The organism is Deinococcus sp. (assembly GCF_030523985.1).
Taxonomy (GTDB): Bacteria; Deinococcota; Deinococci; order Deinococcales; family Deinococcaceae; genus Deinococcus.
The window spans coordinates 1-21054 of the sequence record NZ_JAUNHK010000021.1 but is presented as its reverse complement, the minus strand read 5'-3'; the positions used below and the strand labels follow the sequence as shown (position 1 = coordinate 21054).

Genomic DNA, 21054 nt, shown 5'->3' with positions numbered 1-21054 from the left:
CGCGCTTGCCTTTCCACTGCGCTGACCCGTTTGTCAGGGCCGGGGAGCTGCTATCTTTTAACATGCTATGGAACGTACTTTTGCCATGATCAAGCCCGACGGCGTGCGCCGTGGACTGACCCCCGAAATTCTCGCCCGCATCCAGAAGAAGGGCTACCGCGTGGTCGGCCTCAAGCAGATGGTGATTTCCCGTGAAACCGCCGAGAGCCACTACGGCGAGCACAAGGAGCGTCCCTTCTTCGGTGAGCTGGTGGACTTCATCACGGGTGGTCCCGTGGTCGCCATCGCTCTGGAAGGCGAAAACGCGATTACCGGCTGGCGCGCCATGATGGGAGCCACCAACCCCGCCAACGCCGCCCCCGGCACCATCCGCGCCGACTTCGCCACCACCACTGGCGAGAACGTGACCCACGGCAGCGATAGCCCTGAGAGCGCCCAGCGCGAACTGGCGCTGTTCTTCAAGGATGGAGAACTGCTCAACTGAATGCGGCTTCAGGGCGACTCTGCCGAGCTATCCCTCAACACTGCGGTTGACCTCGGGAGGTCGGAGGTCATCTGCGGGAACTTGAGTGGACCGTCTGGCATCTCCACACCGGGGGTGCCAGGAGTGCTCTCATGACGGAGCGTCCCCCCGCCTCGGTCAGTGGTTTGTTTACCCTGTTCGACGACATCCGCAATCAGTTGCGGCTCGCGGTCACTCTGACCTATGTCGCCTACACGGGCATTCACGCCGTTCAGACGAAAATCCCATTTCAGGAGGCACTCAGTGAGCCGCGTTACCAGATTACGGCAGCGTGTCTGGTCATCGCTGTTCTGTCGGTCGCCCGGTTGATTCACGGGTTCCGGAGCAATCTGGTCATCCAGATCGTGGGACTTGCCATGCTGATCTATGGCGCCTTCACCCTGCCCAGCGCGACGCTGACCGAGCAGATGAGCTACTTTGTCTGGACAACAGTGTCGCTGCCGCTGCTGTTCATGCAGACCGGCACGGGTTACGGCATCCTGTCCGTCGCAGTGCTGTTGGGGACGGTGGTCAATGTCGCCACGCGGCATCCGCCGAGTACCCCCGAAACCCAGCAACTCTGGCTCTCGGGCCTGATGGCGATGCTGGCCTTTTCCCTGGTGGGCTACCTCACCATGCGATTTATCGAGCGCAACCTGTCGCTGCACGAACAAACCAGTGGGCAACTGCGGGCCGCGCAACTTGACGCCCTGACCGGCATCCTGGGTCGCGCCGCGCTGGAAGCCGAACTGCAACGTGCCATTGACCAGGCGCTGGAAAACCGTTCGGCCCTGAGTGTCATCGTGACTGACATCGACCATTTCAAGCAGGTCAACGACCTTCACGGACACGGTGCAGGCGACGACGTGCTGCGGGCTTTTGCCAAAAGGCTGCGCCGCAACGTCGGCACCTCGGGCAGTGTGGGCCGCTGGGGGGGCGAGGAATTTCTGATTGTGTTGCCGGGCATGTCGCGTGAGGACGCCACCGCCCTGGCCGAGCGGCTGCGGCGCGAAGTGAGCCAGTCCGATATCGCGGGGCTGCCGATTACGGCGAGTTTCGGAGTGGCTTCACTGCGCCCACCGCACGACGGCCTCGAACAGTTGTTCGGTCGCGCCGACGAGCGCCTCTACGAAGCCAAAAATTCCGGACGGAACATGGTGCGCTAGGCCGAGAGTGCCGCGAAAAGGAGACAGGGCGACTGAATCAGGGTCGCCTTTTTTGTCGTTCTGTTGCAGGCAGCGCCAAGCCTACGCTTCCCACTCCGCTACGGGAACGAACGATACGCCTTCACCCTGCACATCCGTCACGCGGTAACGGGAGTCGAACTGCACCATGAATTCGCCCCGGTCCAAAAAGCGCGGCGACACGACCGACTTGCGAAACAGGTAATTCCCGTCGTCGTCCACACCGATGTGGGCGCTCTTGGTAAAGCGGAATTCGACCACCTCGCCGCTGCGCTCGGTCCGCACCCGCACGCGAAAAGTCTGCGGGTCGTCCTGTTTCACATAGGGGTGTTGGGGCTTGGCCTGAGGGCGTAAAAAGCGGAACATGGCGTCCAGATTAGCCGCCGGATTAAGGTTCTGAGCGCTGAAATAGATAAAATTTGTCACTTCGCTGTGACACTTCGTCTCCTACAGTGCGGGGCGTATGCCCAGGGTTCCCCCCAGCACTTCTCGGCCACTGAAGGCCGACGCGGACGCGGAAATGGCACTGTTCCGCCGGGGGTGGAGGTGGTTGCTGGTCGCCACTGCGGGGGTGGCGGTCACGGCCTCGGGGGTGGCGCTGCTCCTGGGTGTGGGCGACGGGTGGGACGTCACCTTTGACCGTTTCCTGTATCTGCTGCTCCTGCTCCTGTCGTTGTCTGTCAGTGCCAATGGTTTACGGCGGGGCAGCCATACCAGCAAGGCGCTGGTTCAACTGCTGGTGGGTTTCTCGATTTGGCTGCTCTTCAAGCTGTTGCTGCTGCTGCTCGTGGTTGAGCAGCCTCAGGTTCTACTGCGCGAACTGACGGAGTCGCTGTTCTGGTTGCCCCTCACGATTGCCTGGGGGCTGGTGGTCGGGGCCGGTTTGCATCGCCCTGGCCTGCTGCGGAGCACCGTGCTGGGCCTTCTGGTGGTGTGTCTGGTGGGTGGCAGTTTCTGGCTGTGGCGTCGGGGCTGGAACCCGTCGGTGATTCAGGCGCTGACCCAGTTGCTGCTGGTGACGACCACGGGGTATCTCGGTGTGGAGTATTTCCTCAAGTGGCTGGAGCGAGTCCGCTACGGTCAGGGTGAACGGGAGACGCTGGCCCGACTCGCCTATACCGATTTGCTGACCAGCCTGCCCAACCGCCTGCAACTTCAGGACGAACTGACCCGGCGCACCCAGACCTTCTCGGAGGAACCCTTTGCCCTTCTCTTTGTCGATGTCGACTCGTTCAAGGTCATCAACGACACCCTGGGACATGAGGCGGGCGACCTGCTCCTCCAAAACGTGGCCCTCATCCTCCAGGAGGCCAGCCAGAGAGAAGCCGATGACCAGGCCTACCGCCTGAGCGGTGACGAATTCGTGGTGCTGCTCTCGGGCCGAACCTCGGCGCAGGTGGTCGCGGAAGCGGAAGAGTGGCAGCGCCAGCTCCAGGACAAAACGAGGCGCAGCGGGTTCTCGACCACCCTGAGTATCGGAATCAGCCTGTATCCGGACGACGCCTCGACCTCCGAAGAACTGCTGCGCCATGCCGACAGCGCCATGTACGCGGTCAAGCGCAGTGGTCGGGGTCAGGTTCGGCGCTATCAGCACGAGTACGACGCCCAGACCGAGCGGTTTCAGCAACTCGCCCGCGCCCTTCAACCGCCCTACCACGAAGCCGGATTTTCGCTGGCCTACCAGCCGATTTATGACCTGACAAGCGAACTGCCCGTCAAGGCCGAGGCGCTGCTCCGCTGGCGGCATCCTCAACTCGGGCATGTCTCGCCTACCGAGTTTATTCCCGTCGCCGAGCGCTCCGGGCAAATCAGCGACATCGGGCAGTGGGTGTTGCAGGAAGCCAGTCGGTCGGCGGTGGGCTGGGCGGCCCTGGGCTGGCCCCAACTGAGCCTGAGCGTCAACGTGAGTCCCATGCAACTCAGTCGGCCAGACTATGCCCAGCAGGTTCAGGCAACGCTGGAAGAGGTCGGCTTTGCGCCCGGGCGCCTTGAACTCGAACTCACCGAGACAGCCGCCCTCTACGAAGACCACCGCATTCAGGCCAACCTCGACCAGCTTGAACGGCTTGGCATTGGCATCAGCATCGACGATTTCGGGGCGGGTTATTCCAACCTGTCGCGCCTGCGCTCGCTACGCATCAGCACCCTGAAACTCGACCGCTCGCTCATTCGTGATCTGCCCAACGAGGACGGCGAATTTTCGCGTCTGCTGACCCGCACTGCCGTTTCACTGGCGCAGCAGCGGCACCTCAGCACCACCGCCGAGGGATTGGAGACGGCGGCTTACGTGGAAGCGGCGCGGCAACTCGGCTGCACGCTGGGCCAGGGGTACGCGCTGTCCTATCCGCTCAGCGAGGAACAACTGGCCGATCTGCTGCGCCAACTGAAGGATGTTCGCACCGGGCACAAGGGAGTGGAGGGGAGGCGGGGCGCGTAATCCGCCGCCCAGCTCATCTTTACGCTTCCAGCAGCAGGCGGGTCAGCAGCCGCACATGGTCGGGCCAGCGGTCGAGCCGGACATGCTCATGGACCGCGTGGGCACCGTCGCCGGGCGACCCCAGCCCGTCGAGTGTAGGAATCATGGCCGCCGTGAAGTTGCCGTCGCTGCCTCCGCCCACGCTTTCGTGCCCTATCTCGAAGCCCAGTTCACGGGCGATGGCCTGGGCCTGGGCAAAGAGGCGCAGCGTGCCCTCACCCTGCTTGAAGGGGGGGCGGTTGAGGCCGCCGCTGACCTCGCAGGTGACGCGGTCGTTGCTCGGTTTCCACGCCCGCACGCCCTGCTCGATGCGGTCGGCTTCGGTCAGGCTGGCGACCCGCACGTCAATGCTCAGGCGGCACTCGTCGGGAATCACGTTCACGGCGCTGCCTCCCGAAATCAGGCCGACGCTGACGGTGGTGCCCTGGGCCGGGTCGGCGAGTTTCTGCAGGGCCAGCACCGCTTCGGCGGCGGCGGTAATCGCACTCGCGCCCAGTTCGGGGCGGTTGCCCGCGTGACTGGCGACCCCGCGCAGCTTCAGCGTGTAGTCGCCGGTGCCTTTGCGCCCGGTCTTGAGGTTGTGGCTGTCCGACACGGGGGGTTCGGGCACCAGCGCCACCCGCGCTCCCCGCGCCGCCGCTTCGATCTGGGTGCGGCTGCCGGGGCTGCCTATTTCCTCGTCGGGCGAGAGCAACACCTTGATGCCGCCCCGCGGCCACTGCCCTGCCTGCCGAAGCGCCTTCATCGCGTGAAATAGGCCCACGATGCCCGCTTTCATGTCGTAGGTGCCGGGGCCGTAGAGGCGGTCCCCTTCCTGTTTCCAGGGCATCTTTTCCAGCGTGCCGTGCGGCCAGACGGTGTCGGCGTGGGTGAGCACCAGCACGTAAGGGCCGTCTCCCAGACCAAAATTGAATTCACGGGTGCCGCCCGGCAGCGCGTGGGTTTCGGCCCCCATCGCCTGTGCCCAGCCCTCGACCACGTCCATGACCCGGCCCACCGCGACGGGGTCACTCGACGGCGACTCGATTTCGACCAGTTGCCGCAGGTCTTTCAGAAGGCTGTTCAGGTCGGGGTCGGGAAAGGTCGGGTGCATGTCCCTATGCTAGCGGCCCGGCGCACCGCCTCTCCCGGCCTTGTTCTGTTGCGCTCCGGCGGGCTAGACTGCTCTGCTGATAAGGCCGGGTTCTCGCCCTGGTCCCTCCAAGTCCTTCAATTCTTCGAGCGTGTTCTCTCCGGGGTGGTTATGGCAGAAAAAGATATCGACAAGCTCCTTTCACTGACCGACAGCAAGTACCGTCTGTCGGTCGTCGTCGCCAAGCGTGCGCTGCAACTGCGTAGTGGTGCGCCTAGCGTGCTCCCTGTCGAGCAGCGAGTGCGCACCCACAACCTCGTGACCCAGGCCATGCGTGAGCTGGCGACGGGCAAGCTGACCGTGGGTACCAACCTGATCGACGAGCAGCGTTTCCACCAGGACTACGTGCGCCAGCGTCAGGCCCAGTTGCAGGCCCAGCTCAACGCCGAGCGCGAGCGCGAACGCGACTGAGTCCGGCCAAAAAGTGGAGCGGCGCAGGAGGAATTCCCGCGCCGCTTCACTTTTTGCTTGGGTTATAGCCGCACCGGATAGGCCAGCGTGCCCTCATAAATCGCCCGGCCCACGATGGCCCCTTCAATGCCTTCCTCAGCCAGCAGGCGCACGTCGGTTTCGTCGGCCACGCCGCCGCCCACAATCAGTTCGCCGGGCCAGAGGGTGCGTACCTCGCGCATCAGGTCACGGTTCAGGCCGCGCAGGGTGCCGTCGCGGGTCACGTCGGTGAAGATGAGGGTCTGCAGTCCGGCGGCGTGCAGGCGCGGGGTCAGGTCGCCCACCTGCACGCCGCTGCCCGCTACCCAGCCGTGCGTGGCAACTTCGAGGCCACGGGCGTCCAAGCTGACCACCACCCGCTCTGGGCCGTGCGCCGCCAGCAGGTCGCTGACCAGTTCGGGCGTCTTGACGGCGGCGGTGCCGATCACCACACGCTGCACCCCCGCCGCCAGCAACACTTCGGCGCTCTCGCGGTCACGAATGCCGCCGCCCACCTCGACGGGTACGCCGAGCTCCTGCACGATTTGCGCGATGACGGGCCGGTTTTCGCCGCGTCCGGTGGCGGCGTCGAGGTCCACCAGATGCAGCAGCCCTGCGCCCAGCGAGGCCCAGTGGCGGGCGGCGTCCAGTGGGGACTCGAAATAGACGGTTTCGCGCTCCGGGTCGCCTTCAAACAGGCGCACGGCGCGGCCCGATTGAATGTCCACGCAGGGAATGACCAAAGGAACAGGCGGGAAAGCGGCGCTCATACCGTGCAGCATAGGCCGGGGCCGGGCCGCAGCGGGCGGGGTACTCTGGATAGGGCCGCGTCCGCCCCGTTCCTCACCTGTTTTTGCCCTATGGTAAGGCCGTGAACCTGGGGCGCAGAGTGCTGATTTATGGACTGGGACGCAGCGGACGCGGCGTGGCCCACTTTTTGAACAAAGAAGGCGTGCAGGCCCACTGGCACGACATGAAGCCGAGCAGCGAGGACGAAACCCTGATGGCGCAACTGGGCCACCGCCGGGGCGACCTGTCTGGCGAGTACGACGTGGTGGTGGCGGCCCCCGGTGTACCCATTGACCATCCCGACTTGCTGGCACTGGCGGCACGGGGCGCGGAAATCATCGGGGAAGTCGTGCTGGCGGCCCGCTTGCGCCCTGCGCTGCCTCTGGTGGGCATCACCGGCACGGCGGGCAAAGGGAGCACCACGGTGCTGATTGCCCAACTGCTGCGGGCCTGCGGCTTGCGGGCGCGGGAAGGCGGCAACATTGACCCGCCGCTGCTGGACGTGGTGGACGACGCCGAAGTCGCCGTGGTCGAACTCAGTTCCTTTCAACTGGAGCGGGTGCCGGGGCTGCGGCTGCCGGTGGCGGTCATCACCAACCTGGGTGTTGACCACATCGACCGTCACGGCAGCACCGAGAACTATCACGCCGCCAAGCGCAACATCACGGTGGGGCAACAGGCGGGGGACGTGCTGGTGCTGCCCGCTGGCCTGAATGTGCCGACGCAGGCCGACGTGCTGACCTTCACGCCCGACCATCTGTCTCTGCGCGGTGGGGAAAAGGTGCTGGACGCTGCCGAATTGCCGCCCGGCGTTCACCCCGCCAATGCGGCAGCGGCGCTGCTGGCTGCAGAAGCCATGCTGCGTCATCTGGGTCGCCCGGTGGACGCCGGGATACTGGCCGGGGCGCTGCGGGCCGCCCAGCCCGTGAAAGGCCGCTTCGAGACGGTGGGACAACTCGGCGGCGTCCGCTTTATCGAGGACTCCATCGCCACCCGCACCATTGCCGTCGAGTCGGCGCTGCGTCAGGCCACCGCGCCCATCGCTTGGCTGGTCGGCGGGCGCGACAAGGGGGCCGAACTGGAACCTCTGCGGGCGGCGGCAGAGGGCCGGGTGGCTCAGGTCATCGCCTTCGGTGAAGACGGCGAAAAGCTGGCACGGGAGCTGTGGGCACAGGGGCTGGGCTTGCCCTTTCAGGTCGTGCAGGCCGATACGGGCGACGACACCATGCGCCGCGCCGTGCGTGCGGGGTGGGAAGCACTGGGCGGTAAGGACGGCGCGGGCACGGTGTTGTTGGCCCCTGTCGGCACCAGTTTCGACCAGTTCCGTGACTACAAGGAACGTGGCGAAAGCTTCCGCCGCGCCGTGCAGGAGTTGACAGAGGGGACCGGGTCAGGGGAGGGCGGCGCATGAGCCTGCAACTGCTGATTGCCCAGGTGCTGCTGCTGCTGCTGGGGGCGATGGGGATAGCCGCCGCCGAACCCTCACTGATTGTTGACCACAGCCTCAAAGCGTTGTTGGCCGTGCTGGTGACGTTCGCCGTGGCGCGGCTGCGGCCCCGCACGTTCCTGAACTGGGGCACCAACCTGTGGATCGTGGCGCTGGTGCTGCTGGTGCTGGTGCTGTTTTTCGGTCAGGGCACCACCGACAGTCCCGGCGTGCGGCGCTGGCTGATCGTGGGGGGGCAGCGCTTTCAGCCTTCTGAATTCGCCAAGCTGGCGTTGGTGCTGCAACTGGCTTCGTTTTTCTCGCGCCGGGGCGTGCAGAACAAGCTGCTGAGCGCCACGGGCATGATTGTGGCGACCACGGGCCTGATCGTGCTGGAACCCGACTTGGGCACCAGCATCCTGACCTTCGGACTGGGCATCATCGTCATGTATGCCGCCGGAGTGCGCCTGTTCAACATCGGCGGCCTGATGCTGGCCCTGAGCCTGCTGTCTTTGCCCTTCGTCAACGGCTATCTGGAGCGCCACCCCTACATCGTCGAACGCTGGACGGGCCACCAGACCCGCGACGAACAGATGCCCACAGGTCTCGACCAGATTGGCATGGCGCACCGTGACCTCAACTACGGCGGCTGGTGGGGCCAGGGGCCGGACGGCCCGCGTTGGGAATACTTCGCCGCGCATACCGACATGGTGGTGGCGGCAGTGGGCTTCTCGACGGGGCTGCTGGGCGTGCTGACGCTGCTGTTCTGCTACTGGCTCATCGTGTCCACCGCGCTTCAGGTCGCGCAGCTCGCCACCCGCATCCGGCCCATGAGCGCCGAGATCCACGGGGCCAGCATCCTCGCCATCGGCTGCATGTTCATGGTGGTGGGGCAGGCGTTCGTCAACCTCGCGGTGGCGGCGGGCCTCTTCCCGGTGACGGGCGTGCCGCTGCCTCTCGTCAGCTACGGATTCTCATCCATGCTGACCATGAGCGTGGCCCTCGGCATCATCCATTCCGCCATGCGGCAGGTGCGCCGCCAGTTGCCCAGCGAGGTCAAGATGCGCGACTTCGTGGGAGCAGCAGCCGACTGAGAGGGCCAAACCGTCAAACGGTCTGACCGCTGGAACTCCCTACCTGCAAAGGGGAGCGTCCAGCGGTTAGTCTTTTAGACGGTTTGACCATTTGGCCCCCATTCCCCCTTCACACGCTGCGCCCGCAGACGGCACAATGGGCCGATGCTCCGTGCCCGCCCCTCCGCTCCGCCCTCCGAACAGTCGTGGCAGGTGGCGGGGCTGGACGTACAGGTGCGGCGCAGTGGGCGGCGGCGAACCCTGGCCCTTCAGGTGCGCGACGGGCGCGTGACCGCTTACGCCCCGCTGGGCTTGCCCGACGCGACCATCCGCACCTTCGTCGAGGCCAAGCAGGACTGGCTGCGTCAGCATGTGCAGCAGCAGCGCCGCCGTCCCCAGGTCCCGGCGCTGGGCGACGACTCCGCACTGCCTTTTCTGGGCGAAACGCTGACGCTGCGACTGGCCCCGGTGCCGCAGGTGCGCCGCGACGGGCAGACCTTACTGGTGCCCAGCGGGGGAGACGTGACCGCCCTGGTCGAAGCCTGGACACGCGAAGCCGTTCTGCCGACGTACACGGCCCTGGTCGAGGACTATGCCTCACGGCTGGGTGCAGCCTCACGGCTGGGACGGGTACAGGTGAGCGCGACCCGCACCCGCTGGGGCAGTTGCACGGCGTCGGGCGACATTCGGCTCCACTGGGCGCTGAGCCGGGCTCCGCTGCCTGTGCTGCACTACGTCGCGCTGCACGAAGCCGCGCACCTCCTCGAACTCAATCACTCGCCGCGCTACTGGCGGCACGTCGCCCGCATCATGCCCGAGCATGAGCAGTGGCGGCAGTGGCTGCGGCAGCACGGCGAGGAACTGGGTGTGGGCGCTCAGGGCTGATAGGTCTTGAACAGTCCGGCGTTGCCCTCAGGGCTGCGAACCGGGTAGAACACCAAGCTGATGGGCAGGTTGCTGCCGCTCGACGGCACGAAATCGATGTTCAGGCGGTTGCTGTCGGGCCGCCACAGCAGCACGGGTTGCTCGGGTTGCAGGGCGTTGCCCGTGCGCGGCAGCTTGATGGTCTGGTTGATGGGGCCGTCCTGAATGTTCATGGCCCCCCGGTACAGTCCCCCGCGTGGGCTGAGGGCCACCGCCGTGTCGGCTGTGCCGTTGACTTCGAGGTCGTACAGCACGCCGTAGTTGCCCAGCAGACGCATGGGCTGCCCGGTCAGGCGGTCTACGCCCGTCACGGCGGGGTCGGTCAGGCCGTCACCGATGACCAGACGGGCGGGCAGGCGGGTCAGGTTGACGCGCAGCGAGCGCACCGCGCCGTCGAAGGTGCCGCGCTGGTGGCGTCCGTCCAGCGGCAAGTAAGGAAGCTGCTGAATGACCTGCAAGGTGGGCGGTAGTCCCTCCTCCAGCATCATGAAAGTCAGTTCGACGCGGCCCGTGGTGGTCAGGTCTTGCAGCACGTTCACGCCGCTGCCGGGACTGAGGGTGGGGCTGGCATAGGCCGCCGCCAGTTCGCCGGGGGCCAGGGTCAGGCTGTGGGTAGCGTTGCTGGCGAAATATTCCAGCAGGGTGACCTGTCCCAGTTGGCCTTCCACGCGGGTCGGGGCCGTTTCCCCCAGGCGTTCGCTGCGAACTTCGACAGGGCGGGCTTCCAGGTTGCGGGCCATGATGTACAGCCGCGCCGGGCGGCCCAGGGCGTTGAGGTGGTAGGCCAGCAGCCGCGAGCGCCCCGCCACCGTGTCCTGATACAGCACGCCGCTTTGCCGGGGCGCTTCGGGGCTGTCGCTGAACAGCAGGGGAAAACTCTCGCGCTGCACGGGCTGGGCGTACACGCTGGGGTAGTTCAGCACGCCAGGGTCGGGAAAGGCGTCACCGAGGTCGGCGTATTTGAGGGCGTAGCCCAGCGGCGTATCTATCGCTGCGCCCTCGACACGGATGGTGCGTGAAAAGGGCGCACTCTGCACGCCGCGTGCGTTGGTGACCTGCAAACTGACCGTGTAGACGCCGGGCTTGAAGAAGGCGTCCTGGTTGCCGCTCCAGCGCCGCGAGGTGATGTTGGCTCCGTCGGGGTCGAAGGAATATTCGGTGTAGACGACCCGTTCGCCCGGCGCGTAGACCGTCTTGTCGGTGGAAAAGCGGGCCTGGGGCGCGAGGGGGTTACCGCCGCTGCGAAGGGCCGTGATGGTGAGTTGCCGTCCGGCCCCGTCCGCGCTGAAGTTGGCCCCCAACCCGTCGGCCAGCAGGCGGGCACTCACGTACACCACGCCGCCGATGGTGGTGACGCTGCCCGCTTCCTGAGCGGCCCCCGCCAGCCACGCCTGCCCACTTTGCGGCGCGACCAGGAGCCGCCCGAGCTGAAGCTGCGTGCCGACCACGGTGAGGGGCTGCTCCAGCACGGCAGCGGTTTCACGCAGCGGCAGCATGACCCGCCCACCCACGTTGCGCGGCGCGGCCCCGAGGGTGACGGTCTGCCCGTTGGCGTAGGCGGTGGTCTGGTCGACACTCAGCAGAAGCTGCACCGACCCGACGTACTGCGCGGCCTGCGCCGAAAAAGGTGGCAAGCTGGGCGCGGCCCCCAGGAGCAGGGCCGCGAACAAGGGACGCAGACGGGGCAGCGAAAAACTTCGGAGTTTGGTGGGTGGGGGGAAACGGAACGCAAAACGCATTGCCCGAGTATGCCCGCTGGGGCTGATGCTTGTCTTGAGGGTTGATGGTCGATGGTTCCGCTGCGCTGATGGTTGATGGAAGGAGCAGAGGTCGCAGCGCTTTTGCCTCTTCTCCATCAACCATCAGGCCGCCAGGCCGGAACCATCAACATCCTTCTACACCACTTCCCCCTCGCCCCCATCCAACAGCGTGAAGGCCAGCGCCGAGAGCAGCAGCAGCACCGTCGCCAGGGCGCAGGCTTCGCCCAGGTTGCGCTCCCCAGGGCGGCCCAGGCGTTCGTAGAGGCCGGTGGAAAGGGTGGCCCATTCCGGGCGGGTCAGCACCAGCGTGGCCCCGAATTCGCCCAGCACCGTCGCCAGCGCCAGGGCCGCACCCCCGCGCAGGGCAGGCAGCGCCAGCGGCAGCGTCACGGTCTGTTGCGTCACCAGCGGCGAGGCTCCCAGCGTGCGGGCGGCTTCAAATAGCCGGGGCGGAATGGCCCGCAGCGCTGGCAGCAGCGAACGCACCAGCAGCGGCAGCGCCAGCAGCGTGTAGGCGGCAATCAGCAGGGGCAAGGTGGCGGCGAGGGTCGGATAGGCCAGCAGATACCCCACCGCCAGCGACACGGGCGAGACCATCAGCGGCAGCAGTGATACGGTATCCAGCACCCTGGAACGGGCCAGCCACGCCCCCAGCGCGTAGAGGGTGCCCAGCACACCCGCCGCCAGCAGCGCCAGCGCCCCGAACCGCAGTGTGTTGCCGAGCAGCAGCGGCGTCTGCTCGTCGCGCCAGAGGCTTTGCCAGTGGGCCAGCGTCAGGCCACCCGCCCCCGTCACCCCACGCAGGGCCACCGCCAGCAGCGGCGCAAAGCAGAGAAAGACCGTCAGCGCCATCAGCCCCCACAGCCCCGCCCGCGCCGCGCCCGTCGCCCTGGGCAGCCGCTGAAGCCCGACGCCCGCGCCGCCCCGCGTCAGCCAGGTATAGAGCCACGTCGCCGCCAGCGTCAGCGCCAGTTGGCCCACGATGAGGGCGCTCGCTTCGGACAGCCGCAGTTGCAGCGCGGTCAGGGTGTAAATCTCCACTTCCAGCGTGGCGTATTTTTCGCTGCCCAGCGACAGCGGCAGCCCGAAACTCAGTGCCGAATAGAGGAAGACCAGCACAAATCCTGCCGCGATGCCAGGAAAAGCCAGCGGCAGCGCCACGTCCCAGGCCGCCCGCCAGCCACCCGCACCCAGCGTCCGCGCCGCACCGACCAGGCCCACAGGCACCCGCGCAAAGCCGCCGTAAGCCAGCCGAATCATCACGGGAAGGTTGAAAAAGAGGTTGCCCCACAGCAGCAACGCGGGCGTGTCGCTGAGGTCAAGTCCGGTCAGGCGGGTCAGGTAGCCGTGCGGCCCCGCCAGGGCGGAGAGCCCCAGCACCGTGACCAGCGTGGGCGTGACAAAGGGCAGCAGCAACAGGCGTAGGAAGGGCCGTTTGCCCGCCACCTCATAGCGCGAGAGCAGGTAGGCCAGCGGCACGCCGAGCAGCAGCGCCAGCCCCGCCGTGATTCCCGCTTGCAGCAGTGTCCAGCCCAGGCGACCCAGAAAGTACGGGTCTTGCCAGACGCTCAGGTTCACACCGCCCTCCGCCAGCGTGCGCCCCAGTGGAAGAAGGAGCAGCAGCGCCGTGAAAATGAGGGCAGGCAGGGCCAGCAGCCAGCCGGTCAGGGGGCGGGGAAGCATACCGGGCAGTCTACGGGGCAGTGCCCCCCAGGCTCATTTCATGCTGGCGATGTAGGCCGCCAGATCGCTGAGGTCCTTGTCGGTGAGCGGCTTGAGCGCAATTCGCATGGTTTCGGGAGCCACCAGCCCGCCGAAGCTGGGAGCCTCATGGAATTCCTTGAGCACCGCCAGCGCGTACTTGGGCGGCAGGTTGGTCACGCTGGCGATGTGGTTGGCGTTCAGGCCGCGTCCGTTGTCCCCGTGGCAGACCGCGCAGGCGATGACGTTCCGGGCCGGGTCGCCCGCGTGGTAAAGCTGTTGCCCACGCTTGCGGGCCACGCTGTCGGTCTTCCAGGCTGGGCCAACCGCCTGAGCCGCGTAGTAGGCGCTGAGGTCGGCAATGTCCTGGTCGGTCAGTTTGCCCGCGACCCGCTGCATCACGTCGCTGGGCCGCAGCTTGGCGCGGAAGGCCGCCAGTTGAAACTGCGTGTAGTTGGGAATCTGCCCCGCGAGGCTGGGGGTGGCCTCGTTCTTGCTGACGCCGCCCGTACCGTGGCAGCCCGCGCAGGCGGCGGCGAGGGTGGCCCCCCGTGCCGCATTCGGGGTCTTGAACGTGAGGGCCAGCGGATTCTTGGCGGCAGCGGGCTTGGTGCCCTGAAGGGTGGTCGCTACCACCGATGTGCCCAGCAGAGCGGGAATCAGAACCCAGAACAAACGGTGTGAACGCGACATGGACATCCTCCTGACAGCGAGAAAAAGGGGGAACGGAGAGCAGCTTATAAATAGTGACTTCTGTCCCAATATAGGGCCATATCAGGCCGCTTCGCTACTCTCGCCCCTTCGCCTTCACGCCCTTGGTCGCGGGCTGTTTGCGCACCCATTTGACGAATTTCTGCACCTGTTCGTTCTCCTGCAAGGCTTCCAGCGTGTTGTACTGCGTCGCCAGTTCGTTAATGGAAAAGGTGCTGTGCAGGTACTGCTGACAGGCGGGGCACAGGCCTACGGTGGGTAACTCCTGCGGCTTGAGGCCCCTCCGTTTGCCCGCGATGATGGGAATGAGGTGGTGTTGCACCAGTTCAGGCACCTCGCGCCCACACAGGGCACAGGTCGGGGTTTCGGTCTCCGTTTCGGGGGCGACTTCGGGCCAGGTGGAATAAGCGTTGCGGCGGGCCATAGGGGGAGCGTAGCAGGCGCAAGTGTTTCAATCTTTTGGCGGACGCTGCGGCTGAGGCGGCACTGGAACAGTTCGCCCAGAGCGGGAAATAGAAAAAGAGCGCCCACACGGACGCCCCTTTCCAACTTGCTACCTGCTCAGTCAGCCGCGTTCTCGGCGGGGTACACCTCAATAATGCCCGCCGCGCCCATGCCGCCGCCGATGCACATGGTAATCAGGGCCTTGCCGCCGCCGCGCCGCTGCAACTCGTAGATGGCGGTGGTGGTCAGCTTGGCACCCGAGCAGCCGAGGGGGTGGCCCAGCGCAATCGCGCCGCCGTTCACGTTCAGCTTGTTCTCGTCGATGCCCAGTTCGCGCACCACGGCGAGGCTCTGGGCGGCGAAGGCTTCGTTCAGTTCGATCAGGTCAATGTCGTCCAGCGTCAGGCCAGTCTGCTTGAGCACCTTGGGCACAGCGGCGACGGGGCCGATGCCCATCAGTTCGGGGGCCACGCCCGCCACGGCAAAGCCGACGAACTTGGCAAGAGGCTTCACGCCGAGTTCCTTGGCCTTTTCGTCGCTCATCAGCAAGACGGCTGCCGCGCCGTCCGAGAAGGGGCTGGAGTTCGCCGCGCTGACGCTGCCGCCCATCTTGAACGCGGGGCGCACCTTCGCCATGTCTTCCAGGTTGGCGTCACGGCGAATCAGTTCGTCCTTGTCAAACTGCACGGTTTCGGACTTGACTTTGGCGCCTTTCACCTTGTCCACGCGCACGGGCACGGGCACGATTTCGGCGTCGAACTTACCCGCATCCTGCGCGGCGGCGGCTTTCTGGTGGCTGGCGTAGGCGAACTTGTCCTGGTCTTCGCGGCTCACGCCGTATTTGGCTGCCACGTTTTCGGCGGTCATGCCCATGCCGATGTAAGCGCCGGGGCGGGTGTCCACCAGTTCGGGATTGGGGCTGGGGTTGTGGCCGCTCATGGGCACGAAGCTCATGCTTTCCACGCCGCCCGCCAGCATCACGTCGGCCTGACCCGTTTGAATGGCCGCCGCCGCCATAGCGATGGTTTGCAGACCGCTGGAGCAGAAGCGGTTGACGGTCACGCCGCCCACGCTGTCGGGCATTCCCGCACGCAGCGCGGCGAGGCGGGCCACGTTCAGCCCTTGCTCGGCTTCAGGGATGGCGCAGCCGAGGTACACGTCTTCCACGAGGTCGGCGCTCACGCCAGCGCGTTTCACGGCTTCGTTCAGCACCAGGGCGGCGAGGTCGTCGGGGCGGGTGTTGGCGAGCGTGCCTTTCACGCCACGGCCAACAGCGGTACGAACAGCAGATACGATTACAGCGTCACGCATTTGGTTCTCCTTGGGAGGTCTAAAGGTTGAAAAGTCTGAGGGATTCAGGGGGCTGAAACGGGGTGGCTTACGCCAGCACCCGCGCCACGAACGCCTCCAACTGCTCGTCGTACTTTTTGGGGCTGATGTTCCAGGTGCGAATGTGCTTGGCCCCCTCTACGCGGTGAAATTCCACCAAGTCGGGGCGGGCGGCGGCAAAGGCTTCGGCCTGGGCAATGGGAATGGTGCGGTCACGGGTGCCGTGCCACAGCAGCATGGGAACCCTGAAGCGCGGGGCGGCGGCAATCTGGTCCACTTCGTCGAAGTTCTGCCCACTGCGGCGGGTCACGACCCACTGGGTGAAGTGGCCCACGTGCTTGGCCAGGAACTTCGGAAGGCCGTAGCGCTGCCCCTGCCAGCGGATGGTGTCGCGCCAGTCCAGCGCGGGCGAGTCCAGCATCACGCCGACCACGGGCACCGGGAAGGGCTCGAACTTGGGCCGCAGCACGTTCAGCGCAATGTTGCCGCCCATGCTGAAGCCGAACAGAATGACCCGCTTGTAGCCGTTTTGCGCGGCCCAGTGCAGCGCGCCCAGCACGTCCTCGGCCTCGGTGTCGCCCAGGGTGAGGTAGCCCTTGCCGACCTTCGGCCCCGCGTAAGCGTTGCGGAAGGTGACGAACAGCGCCCCGCAGCCCGTTCGGAGCATGGCAGGCAGCATCCGCAGCGCCTGGGCGCGTTGGCCCCCGTGTCCGTGAACGGCGACAATCAGCGCGTCCTTCTCGGCGTGATGGGGCGGGATATGCCACGCGGGAATATCGCCTACCTCGCTGTGAAGGGCCACGTGCTCAAAGTCCAGGCCCAGTTGAGCGGGCGTGCCGTTGTAGATGTAGGTGGACACCCATGCCAGCGACCCGTGCGGCAGCTTGCCCCGTTCCTGCAAGATGGGCCGCTCCACAATGGTGCCGACCATCTTGTGCGGCCCGACCACCAGATGCCCCCGATTGGGCAGCAAAGGCACGATGCCCAGCGGCCCTTTGCTGAGGGTTTCGGGCGAGGCGGGCAGGTACAGCTTGTTGCCGCGCCGCCCCACAGGAACGAAATCGCCCTTGACCCAGTGGGTCTTGGAACGCAGAACGATGTCGGCCCCCAGCAGCGCCCCGCCCAGCACCAGCAATGCGTAGCCGAGGCCACCCCACAGCGCGAGCTTGCGCTTGGGCGTTTGTTTCAGGCGTTGGAGGACAGAGGTAGACATAGAAGGTATTTTGGCTTTTCTTCCCTCGTCCCTTGTGGGAGAGGGAGGGAGCCGCGTAAGCGGCGGAAGGGTGAGGGGGCCACCCAGTTAGCGTGTTTTGAACCAGTTTTATTGCACTGATTGAGCGATGGCGCTGGTCTGGACGCCCCCTCACCCCTTGCTTCGCAAGGCCCTCTCCCGCAAGGGGCGAGGGTCAGTCACATCAGTTGCGCAGCGGTTTCCCAGTCTTCAGCATGTGCTCGATGCGCTGCTGCGTGCCCTTCTTGCCCAGCAGGGTCAGGAAGGCGTCGCGTTCCAGGTCGAGGAGGTGCTGCTCGCTGACCTTGGCGGTACGGTTGTTGCCCGTGCCACCGCTCAGCACGCGGGCGAGTTCATTGCTGACGACCAGATCGTAGTCGGTCACGTAGCCGCCTTCGTGCATGCCGTACAGCGCCGACTTGATGGCCCCGATGGCGGCGTCGCCCATCACGGGGATGTCCTGACGCATCACGGGCTGCACGTAGTCGGGGGCCAGGGCCAGCACGGTGCGCTTGGCTTCTTCCAGCACCAGATTCTTGTTCATGACCACCGTGTCGTGGTCTTGCAGGAATCCCAGCTTGCGGGCTTCCAGGGCGCTGGTGCTGACCTTGGCGGTGCCGATGAGTTCAAAGGCACGCTGCACGGCGGGCAGCAGGCTCGCGCCGAGCTTCTGGCCGGGGTGCAGTTGGTCGGTAAAGCGCAGCAGCATTTCCTTGGTGCCGCCGCCGCCAGGAATCAGGCCCACGCCCACTTCCACCAGACCCATATAGGTTTCGGCGCTCGCCACGATGCGGTCGGCGTGCAGGCTGAACTCGCAGCCGCCACCCAGCGTCATGCCGAACGGCGCGGCGACGGTGGGGTGCGGGCTGAAGCGCATGGAGGTGCTGACCTGCTGGAACTGCTTGATCATGTCGTCCAGTTCGTCCCATTCCTCGGCCTGGGCTTGCGAGAGAATCAGCGGCAGGTTGGCCCCCGCGCTGAAGTGCTCGCCCTGGTTGCCCACGACCAGACCCGCGTAGCCCATGTCCTGTACCAGCTTGTGCGCGTCCTGCACGGCCCTGAGCTGGTCTTCGCCCAGCGCGTTCATCTTGGCGTGCCATTCCACCAGCAACACGCCGTCGCCCATGTCCACGATGCTCGCGCCCGCACGCTTCTTGACGACCTTGCTGGCGTCTTTCTTCAGGTCGGCAATGATGAAGTAAGGCGCTTCATACTTGGTCTTCTCGCCTGCGGGGGTGAAGGTTTCGTCGCCGTTGTAGAACTTGTCGGCTCCCGTTTCCTTCATCTTGGCGAGCAGGGGGGGCAGGGTGCGGCCTTCGGCTTCCAGGTTCTTGATGACCTGCTGCACGCCGATGGTGTCCATCGTTTCGAACGGCCCCTGCTCCCAGCCGAAGCCCCACTTCAGCGCGTTGTCGATATCTTGCAGGCGGTTGGACACGTTGCCCGCCATCTTGGCGGCGTACCAGAAGCCGTCGTTCATGGAGGCGCGCAGGAAGTCGCCTTCCTTGCCCTGAGCGGTGTACAGGGCGTTCACGCGCTCGGCCAGGGGCCTCCCCTTCACGGCGTCTACGGCGGCGACCTTGACCTTGCCCTGGTCTTCGTACTCGCCCGTTTGCAGGTTCAGGTTGAGAATCTTGGTCTTGCCCTTCTCGTCCTTGGTCTTCTTGTAGAAGCCGCTGCCGGACTTGTCGCCCAGAATCCCCTTGTCGACCATGTTCTTGAAGCTCTCGGTCAGGGTGAAATCTTCGTCGTCGGGGGTGGCGCTGCCCATGTCGGTGGCGACGTGGCTGATGATGTCCAGACCCGACAGGTCGGCGGTGCGGAAGGTGGCCGAGGAAGCGCGGCCCAGCGCAGGCCCGGTCAACTGGTCCACTTCGGCAGGGGTCAGGCCGAACTTCTCCATGTGCTGCATGGCGCGGACGATGCCGTACACGCCGATGCGGTTGGCGACGAATCCGGGCACGTCGTTGGCGATGACCACGCCTTTGCCCAGCGTGTTGCGCGAGAATTCTTCCAGCGATTTCAGCACTTCAGGCGCAGTCTTGTCGGTGGGAATCAGTTCCAGCAGGTGCAGGTAGCGGGGCGGGTTGAAGAAGTGGGCGCCCACGAAACGGCGCTGGAAGTCCTCGGAGCGGCCCTCGATTTGCAGGTGCATGGGGATGCCCGACGAGTTGGACGAGATGATGGCGGTCTTTTTGGCGACTCCTTCCACCTTGGCCCAGAGGTCTTTTTTGGCGTCCAGCTTCTCGATGATGGCTTCCAGAACCCAGTCGCAACCCCCCAGCTTCTTGAGGTCGTCTTCCAGGTTGCCGACTTCAATCAGCTTGGCGCGCTCGGCGTCCATGAAGGCAGCGGGGCGGGCCTTGAGCGCACGCTCCGCGCCTGCTTTGGCGAGGAAGTTGCGGTCGGGCTTGTCGGGCAAAACGATGTCCAGTAGCAGCACGGGAATTCCCGCGTTGGCGAGTTGCGCGGCGATGGCGGCACCCATCACGCCCGCACCGATGACGGCGGCTTTTCTAATCTTCATGTGACCTCCGGTAAGACTGTTTATGCTGAGTTTGTACTCGGTCTAAAGTTTAGCGGATGTGCGGGACGGATGTCCATGTCGGCATAGCTTGAGAAACCACGCGGCAGCCTCATTTGACCCGTTCCCGTCCCATCTTCCCATGTTGCAAGGGGACGCGTTCCACCACCAGCGGACCAAGCGGCCCCAGCGTAATGCCTGGATGCGGCTCGTCGCAGCCCCAGCGTGCCTGGAGCGGCGGCAACTCGCTCAGCAGGTTCAAGATGATGGTCTGCGCCAGATGCATCCCCAGGCAGGTGCGCTCTCCGCCACCAAACGGCAGATAGGCCCAGGCGGGTGGCGAACTGTTCCAGCGCTCCGGCTTGAAGGAGAGCGGTTCGGCCCACAAGCGCGGGTCACGCCCAGTTAGGTAAGGCGAGTAAAGCGCCAGCGTGCCGCGTGGCAGGGTCACGCCTTCCCATTGCACTTCGCGGCTCAGGCGGCGGCTGCCCATCCACCCCGGCGGGTAGAGCCGCAGAACTTCTTTCAAGACGGCGGGGTGCTGCTCGGGCGTGTGCCATTCGGGATGTTTGGCGAGTTCCCACACGGCGTAGGCCAACGCATGTGTGGTGGTGTCATGAGCGGCGGCCAGACTCACCCGCGTTTCCAGCAGTCCACCGGGCAAAGGGGCCAGACGGCTCAGCAGGTCGTAGGTCGGCTGAGCCAACCGTGCCTGGGCCAAACGCCTCAGTTCGGCTTCGATCCGTTTGAACAGCAGTGGGCGCGGCAGGGCAGGCACGGGAAACGGTTGGCGCAACGGAGCCAGAAAAGCCGCGAGTAGCCCGTCATCAAACTCCGCGCTGAAATACGCCCTATTGAGTCGCTGCCTCACCACTTCATCCGCCCACGCCAGCGCGTCGAAGGGCACAGTCGGCAAGGTCAACCCGCCACGCCTCATCTCCTGACGCAGCTCTGCCAGGGCCGCCTTGCCGAATCCCGGATTCATCAGCCGTCGCCTCTGCGCGTGCTGCGGGGCATCGGTCAGGATGACGCCACCCGATAAATACGGCACCATCTGCGAAAAACTCCCCGCACTGATAAAGGTCGCCGGGTCGGTCAAAAGTCTCTTATTCCATCCCGGACTGAAGCCGACAACCGCAGGCAGGCCCAGTCGCAGTCGGAAAAGTCCACCTTCCTGCGCTCTTGCCAACCTCGCGCCCTCCTCAATCAGCTCCAAGGGATGCCGCGCCCAGTCCCAAAGGTGACCGTTGCCGGGTTTCGGCGGAGGCTCAGGCAAAAGGCGTAGTGAAGTCATGAAAACAAAATACGGCGTCCCGGAAGGCGTTTTCTCCCGATTTGGCCCGGCCAGGGAAGTGGACAGGCGCAGGGGGTTGACAGATTTCCAGGGTGCGGGTACTATTTCTGAGCCTCGAACGAGGC

The 21054-nt window shown here is 65.5% G+C and carries 18 protein-coding genes; 7 read left to right on the top strand and 11 right to left on the bottom strand.

Features of this window, described 5'->3' with window-relative positions:
• The first annotated feature begins 67 nt into the window (after positions 1–67).
• Positions 68–484 carry a nucleoside-diphosphate kinase gene (gene ndk / locus Q4C89_RS05135; protein WP_303101531.1) on the top strand — a complete coding sequence of 139 codons (417 nt, stop codon included), beginning with the start codon at positions 68–70 and terminating at the stop codon, positions 482–484.
• Positions 485–615: 131 nt separating this feature from the next.
• The gene (locus Q4C89_RS05130; protein WP_303101530.1) at positions 616–1668 is read left to right on the top strand and encodes a diguanylate cyclase; all 1053 of its coding nucleotides are present in this window, start codon (positions 616–618) and stop codon (positions 1666–1668) included.
• A gap of 81 nt (positions 1669–1749) precedes the next feature.
• On the opposite strand, the gene Q4C89_RS05125 is transcribed toward Q4C89_RS05130, so the two are convergent.
• Complete coding sequence (locus Q4C89_RS05125) at positions 1750–2052, bottom strand: hypothetical protein (protein ID WP_303101529.1); 303 nt, start codon at positions 2050–2052, stop codon at positions 1750–1752.
• Positions 2053–2149: 97 nt separating this feature from the next.
• Here Q4C89_RS05125 and Q4C89_RS05120 point away from each other — a divergent pair, with 97 nt between their 5' ends.
• Positions 2150–4123 (top strand): bifunctional diguanylate cyclase/phosphodiesterase, encoded by a 1974-nt coding sequence (locus tag Q4C89_RS05120; RefSeq protein WP_303101528.1) that lies wholly within the window; start codon positions 2150–2152, stop codon positions 4121–4123.
• A gap of 19 nt (positions 4124–4142) precedes the next feature.
• Here Q4C89_RS05120 and Q4C89_RS05115 read toward each other — a convergent pair whose 3' ends face one another.
• Positions 4143–5255: a M20 family metallopeptidase gene (locus Q4C89_RS05115; RefSeq protein ID WP_303101527.1), complete on the bottom strand. Its 1113-nt coding sequence runs from the start codon at positions 5253–5255 to the stop codon at positions 4143–4145.
• Between the two features lie 150 nt (positions 5256–5405).
• Between Q4C89_RS05115 and rpoZ the strand changes: the two genes are divergently transcribed.
• Entirely contained in the window at positions 5406–5705 is a 300-nt protein-coding gene (gene rpoZ / locus Q4C89_RS05110) for a DNA-directed RNA polymerase subunit omega (RefSeq protein WP_303101526.1), read from the top strand.
• A 62-nt stretch (positions 5706–5767) separates the two neighbouring features.
• On the opposite strand, the gene hisA is transcribed toward rpoZ, so the two are convergent.
• On the bottom strand, positions 5768–6493 hold the full coding sequence (gene hisA, locus Q4C89_RS05105) for a 1-(5-phosphoribosyl)-5-[(5-phosphoribosylamino)methylideneamino]imidazole-4-carboxamide isomerase (RefSeq protein ID WP_303101525.1): 726 nt from the start codon (positions 6491–6493) through the stop codon (positions 5768–5770).
• A gap of 101 nt (positions 6494–6594) precedes the next feature.
• On the opposite strand from hisA, the gene murD reads away from it, so the two are divergent.
• The 3 genes from murD to Q4C89_RS05090 all read left to right on the top strand — a co-directional run bounded on the left by murD (position 6595) and on the right by Q4C89_RS05090 (position 9896).
• Positions 6595–7923, top strand: coding sequence for a UDP-N-acetylmuramoyl-L-alanine--D-glutamate ligase (murD, locus tag Q4C89_RS05100; RefSeq protein ID WP_303101524.1), 1329 nt, complete (start codon positions 6595–6597; stop codon positions 7921–7923).
• Positions 7920–9032: an FtsW/RodA/SpoVE family cell cycle protein gene (locus Q4C89_RS05095; RefSeq protein WP_303101523.1), complete on the top strand. Its 1113-nt coding sequence runs from the start codon at positions 7920–7922 to the stop codon at positions 9030–9032. Before murD ends, Q4C89_RS05095 begins: the two co-directional genes overlap by 4 nt.
• Positions 9033–9176: 144 nt before the next feature.
• Positions 9177–9896 carry a M48 family metallopeptidase gene (locus tag Q4C89_RS05090; protein WP_303101522.1) on the top strand — a complete coding sequence of 240 codons (720 nt, stop codon included), beginning with the start codon at positions 9177–9179 and terminating at the stop codon, positions 9894–9896.
• On the opposite strand, the gene Q4C89_RS05085 is transcribed toward Q4C89_RS05090, so the two are convergent.
• The 8 genes from Q4C89_RS05085 to Q4C89_RS05050 all read right to left on the bottom strand — a co-directional run bounded on the left by Q4C89_RS05085 (position 9887) and on the right by Q4C89_RS05050 (position 20734).
• Positions 9887–11674 carry a stalk domain-containing protein gene (locus Q4C89_RS05085; RefSeq protein ID WP_303101521.1) on the bottom strand — a complete coding sequence of 596 codons (1788 nt, stop codon included), beginning with the start codon at positions 11672–11674 and terminating at the stop codon, positions 9887–9889. The genes Q4C89_RS05090 and Q4C89_RS05085 overlap by 10 nt on opposite strands.
• A 156-nt stretch (positions 11675–11830) precedes the next feature.
• Positions 11831–13378 carry an iron ABC transporter permease gene (locus tag Q4C89_RS05080; RefSeq protein ID WP_303101520.1) on the bottom strand — a complete coding sequence of 516 codons (1548 nt, stop codon included), beginning with the start codon at positions 13376–13378 and terminating at the stop codon, positions 11831–11833.
• Between the two features lie 33 nt (positions 13379–13411).
• On the bottom strand, positions 13412–14089 hold the full coding sequence (locus Q4C89_RS05075; RefSeq protein WP_303101519.1) for a cytochrome c4: 678 nt from the start codon (positions 14087–14089) through the stop codon (positions 13412–13414).
• Between the two features lie 94 nt (positions 14090–14183).
• Positions 14184–14531: an HNH endonuclease gene (locus Q4C89_RS05070; RefSeq protein WP_303101518.1), complete on the bottom strand. Its 348-nt coding sequence runs from the start codon at positions 14529–14531 to the stop codon at positions 14184–14186.
• A 137-nt stretch (positions 14532–14668) separates the two neighbouring features.
• Positions 14669–15862 (bottom strand): thiolase family protein, encoded by a 1194-nt coding sequence (locus Q4C89_RS05065; RefSeq protein WP_303101517.1) that lies wholly within the window; start codon positions 15860–15862, stop codon positions 14669–14671.
• 67 nt (positions 15863–15929) lie between these two features.
• On the bottom strand, positions 15930–17093 hold the full coding sequence (locus Q4C89_RS05060) for a S9 family peptidase (protein WP_303101516.1): 1164 nt from the start codon (positions 17091–17093) through the stop codon (positions 15930–15932).
• 202 nt (positions 17094–17295) lie between these two features.
• Positions 17296–19638, bottom strand: coding sequence for a 3-hydroxyacyl-CoA dehydrogenase/enoyl-CoA hydratase family protein (locus tag Q4C89_RS05055; RefSeq protein WP_303101515.1), 2343 nt, complete (start codon positions 19636–19638; stop codon positions 17296–17298).
• 109 nt (positions 19639–19747) lie between these two features.
• Positions 19748–20734: a cytochrome P450 gene (locus Q4C89_RS05050; RefSeq protein ID WP_368493212.1), complete on the bottom strand. Its 987-nt coding sequence runs from the start codon at positions 20732–20734 to the stop codon at positions 19748–19750.
• Positions 20735–21054 lie beyond the last annotated feature (320 nt).

Excerpts from the sequence above, each read along its gene's own strand:
- ndk (WP_303101531.1), top strand. The coding sequence starts at position 68 with ATGGAACGTACTTTTGCCATGATCAAGCCCGACGGCGTGCGCCGTGGA.
- Q4C89_RS05130 (WP_303101530.1), top strand. The coding sequence starts at position 616 with ATGACGGAGCGTCCCCCCGCCTCGGTCAGTGGTTTGTTTACCCTGTTC.
- Q4C89_RS05125 (WP_303101529.1), bottom strand. The coding sequence starts at position 2,052 with ATGTTCCGCTTTTTACGCCCTCAGGCCAAGCCCCAACACCCCTATGTG.
- Q4C89_RS05120 (WP_303101528.1), top strand. The coding sequence starts at position 2,150 with ATGCCCAGGGTTCCCCCCAGCACTTCTCGGCCACTGAAGGCCGACGCG.
- Q4C89_RS05115 (WP_303101527.1), bottom strand. The coding sequence starts at position 5,255 with ATGCACCCGACCTTTCCCGACCCCGACCTGAACAGCCTTCTGAAAGAC.
- rpoZ (WP_303101526.1), top strand. The coding sequence starts at position 5,406 with ATGGCAGAAAAAGATATCGACAAGCTCCTTTCACTGACCGACAGCAAG.
- hisA (WP_303101525.1), bottom strand. The coding sequence starts at position 6,493 with ATGAGCGCCGCTTTCCCGCCTGTTCCTTTGGTCATTCCCTGCGTGGAC.
- Q4C89_RS05095 (WP_303101523.1), top strand. The coding sequence starts at position 7,920 with ATGAGCCTGCAACTGCTGATTGCCCAGGTGCTGCTGCTGCTGCTGGGG.
- Q4C89_RS05090 (WP_303101522.1), top strand. The coding sequence starts at position 9,177 with ATGCTCCGTGCCCGCCCCTCCGCTCCGCCCTCCGAACAGTCGTGGCAG.
- Q4C89_RS05085 (WP_303101521.1), bottom strand. The coding sequence starts at position 11,674 with ATGCGTTTTGCGTTCCGTTTCCCCCCACCCACCAAACTCCGAAGTTTT.
- Q4C89_RS05080 (WP_303101520.1), bottom strand. The coding sequence starts at position 13,378 with ATGCTTCCCCGCCCCCTGACCGGCTGGCTGCTGGCCCTGCCTGCCCTC.
- Q4C89_RS05075 (WP_303101519.1), bottom strand. The coding sequence starts at position 14,089 with ATGTCGCGTTCACACCGTTTGTTCTGGGTTCTGATTCCCGCTCTGCTG.
- Q4C89_RS05070 (WP_303101518.1), bottom strand. The coding sequence starts at position 14,531 with ATGGCCCGCCGCAACGCTTATTCCACCTGGCCCGAAGTCGCCCCCGAA.
- Q4C89_RS05065 (WP_303101517.1), bottom strand. The coding sequence starts at position 15,862 with ATGCGTGACGCTGTAATCGTATCTGCTGTTCGTACCGCTGTTGGCCGT.
- Q4C89_RS05060 (WP_303101516.1), bottom strand. The coding sequence starts at position 17,093 with ATGTCTACCTCTGTCCTCCAACGCCTGAAACAAACGCCCAAGCGCAAG.
- Q4C89_RS05055 (WP_303101515.1), bottom strand. The coding sequence starts at position 19,638 with ATGAAGATTAGAAAAGCCGCCGTCATCGGTGCGGGCGTGATGGGTGCC.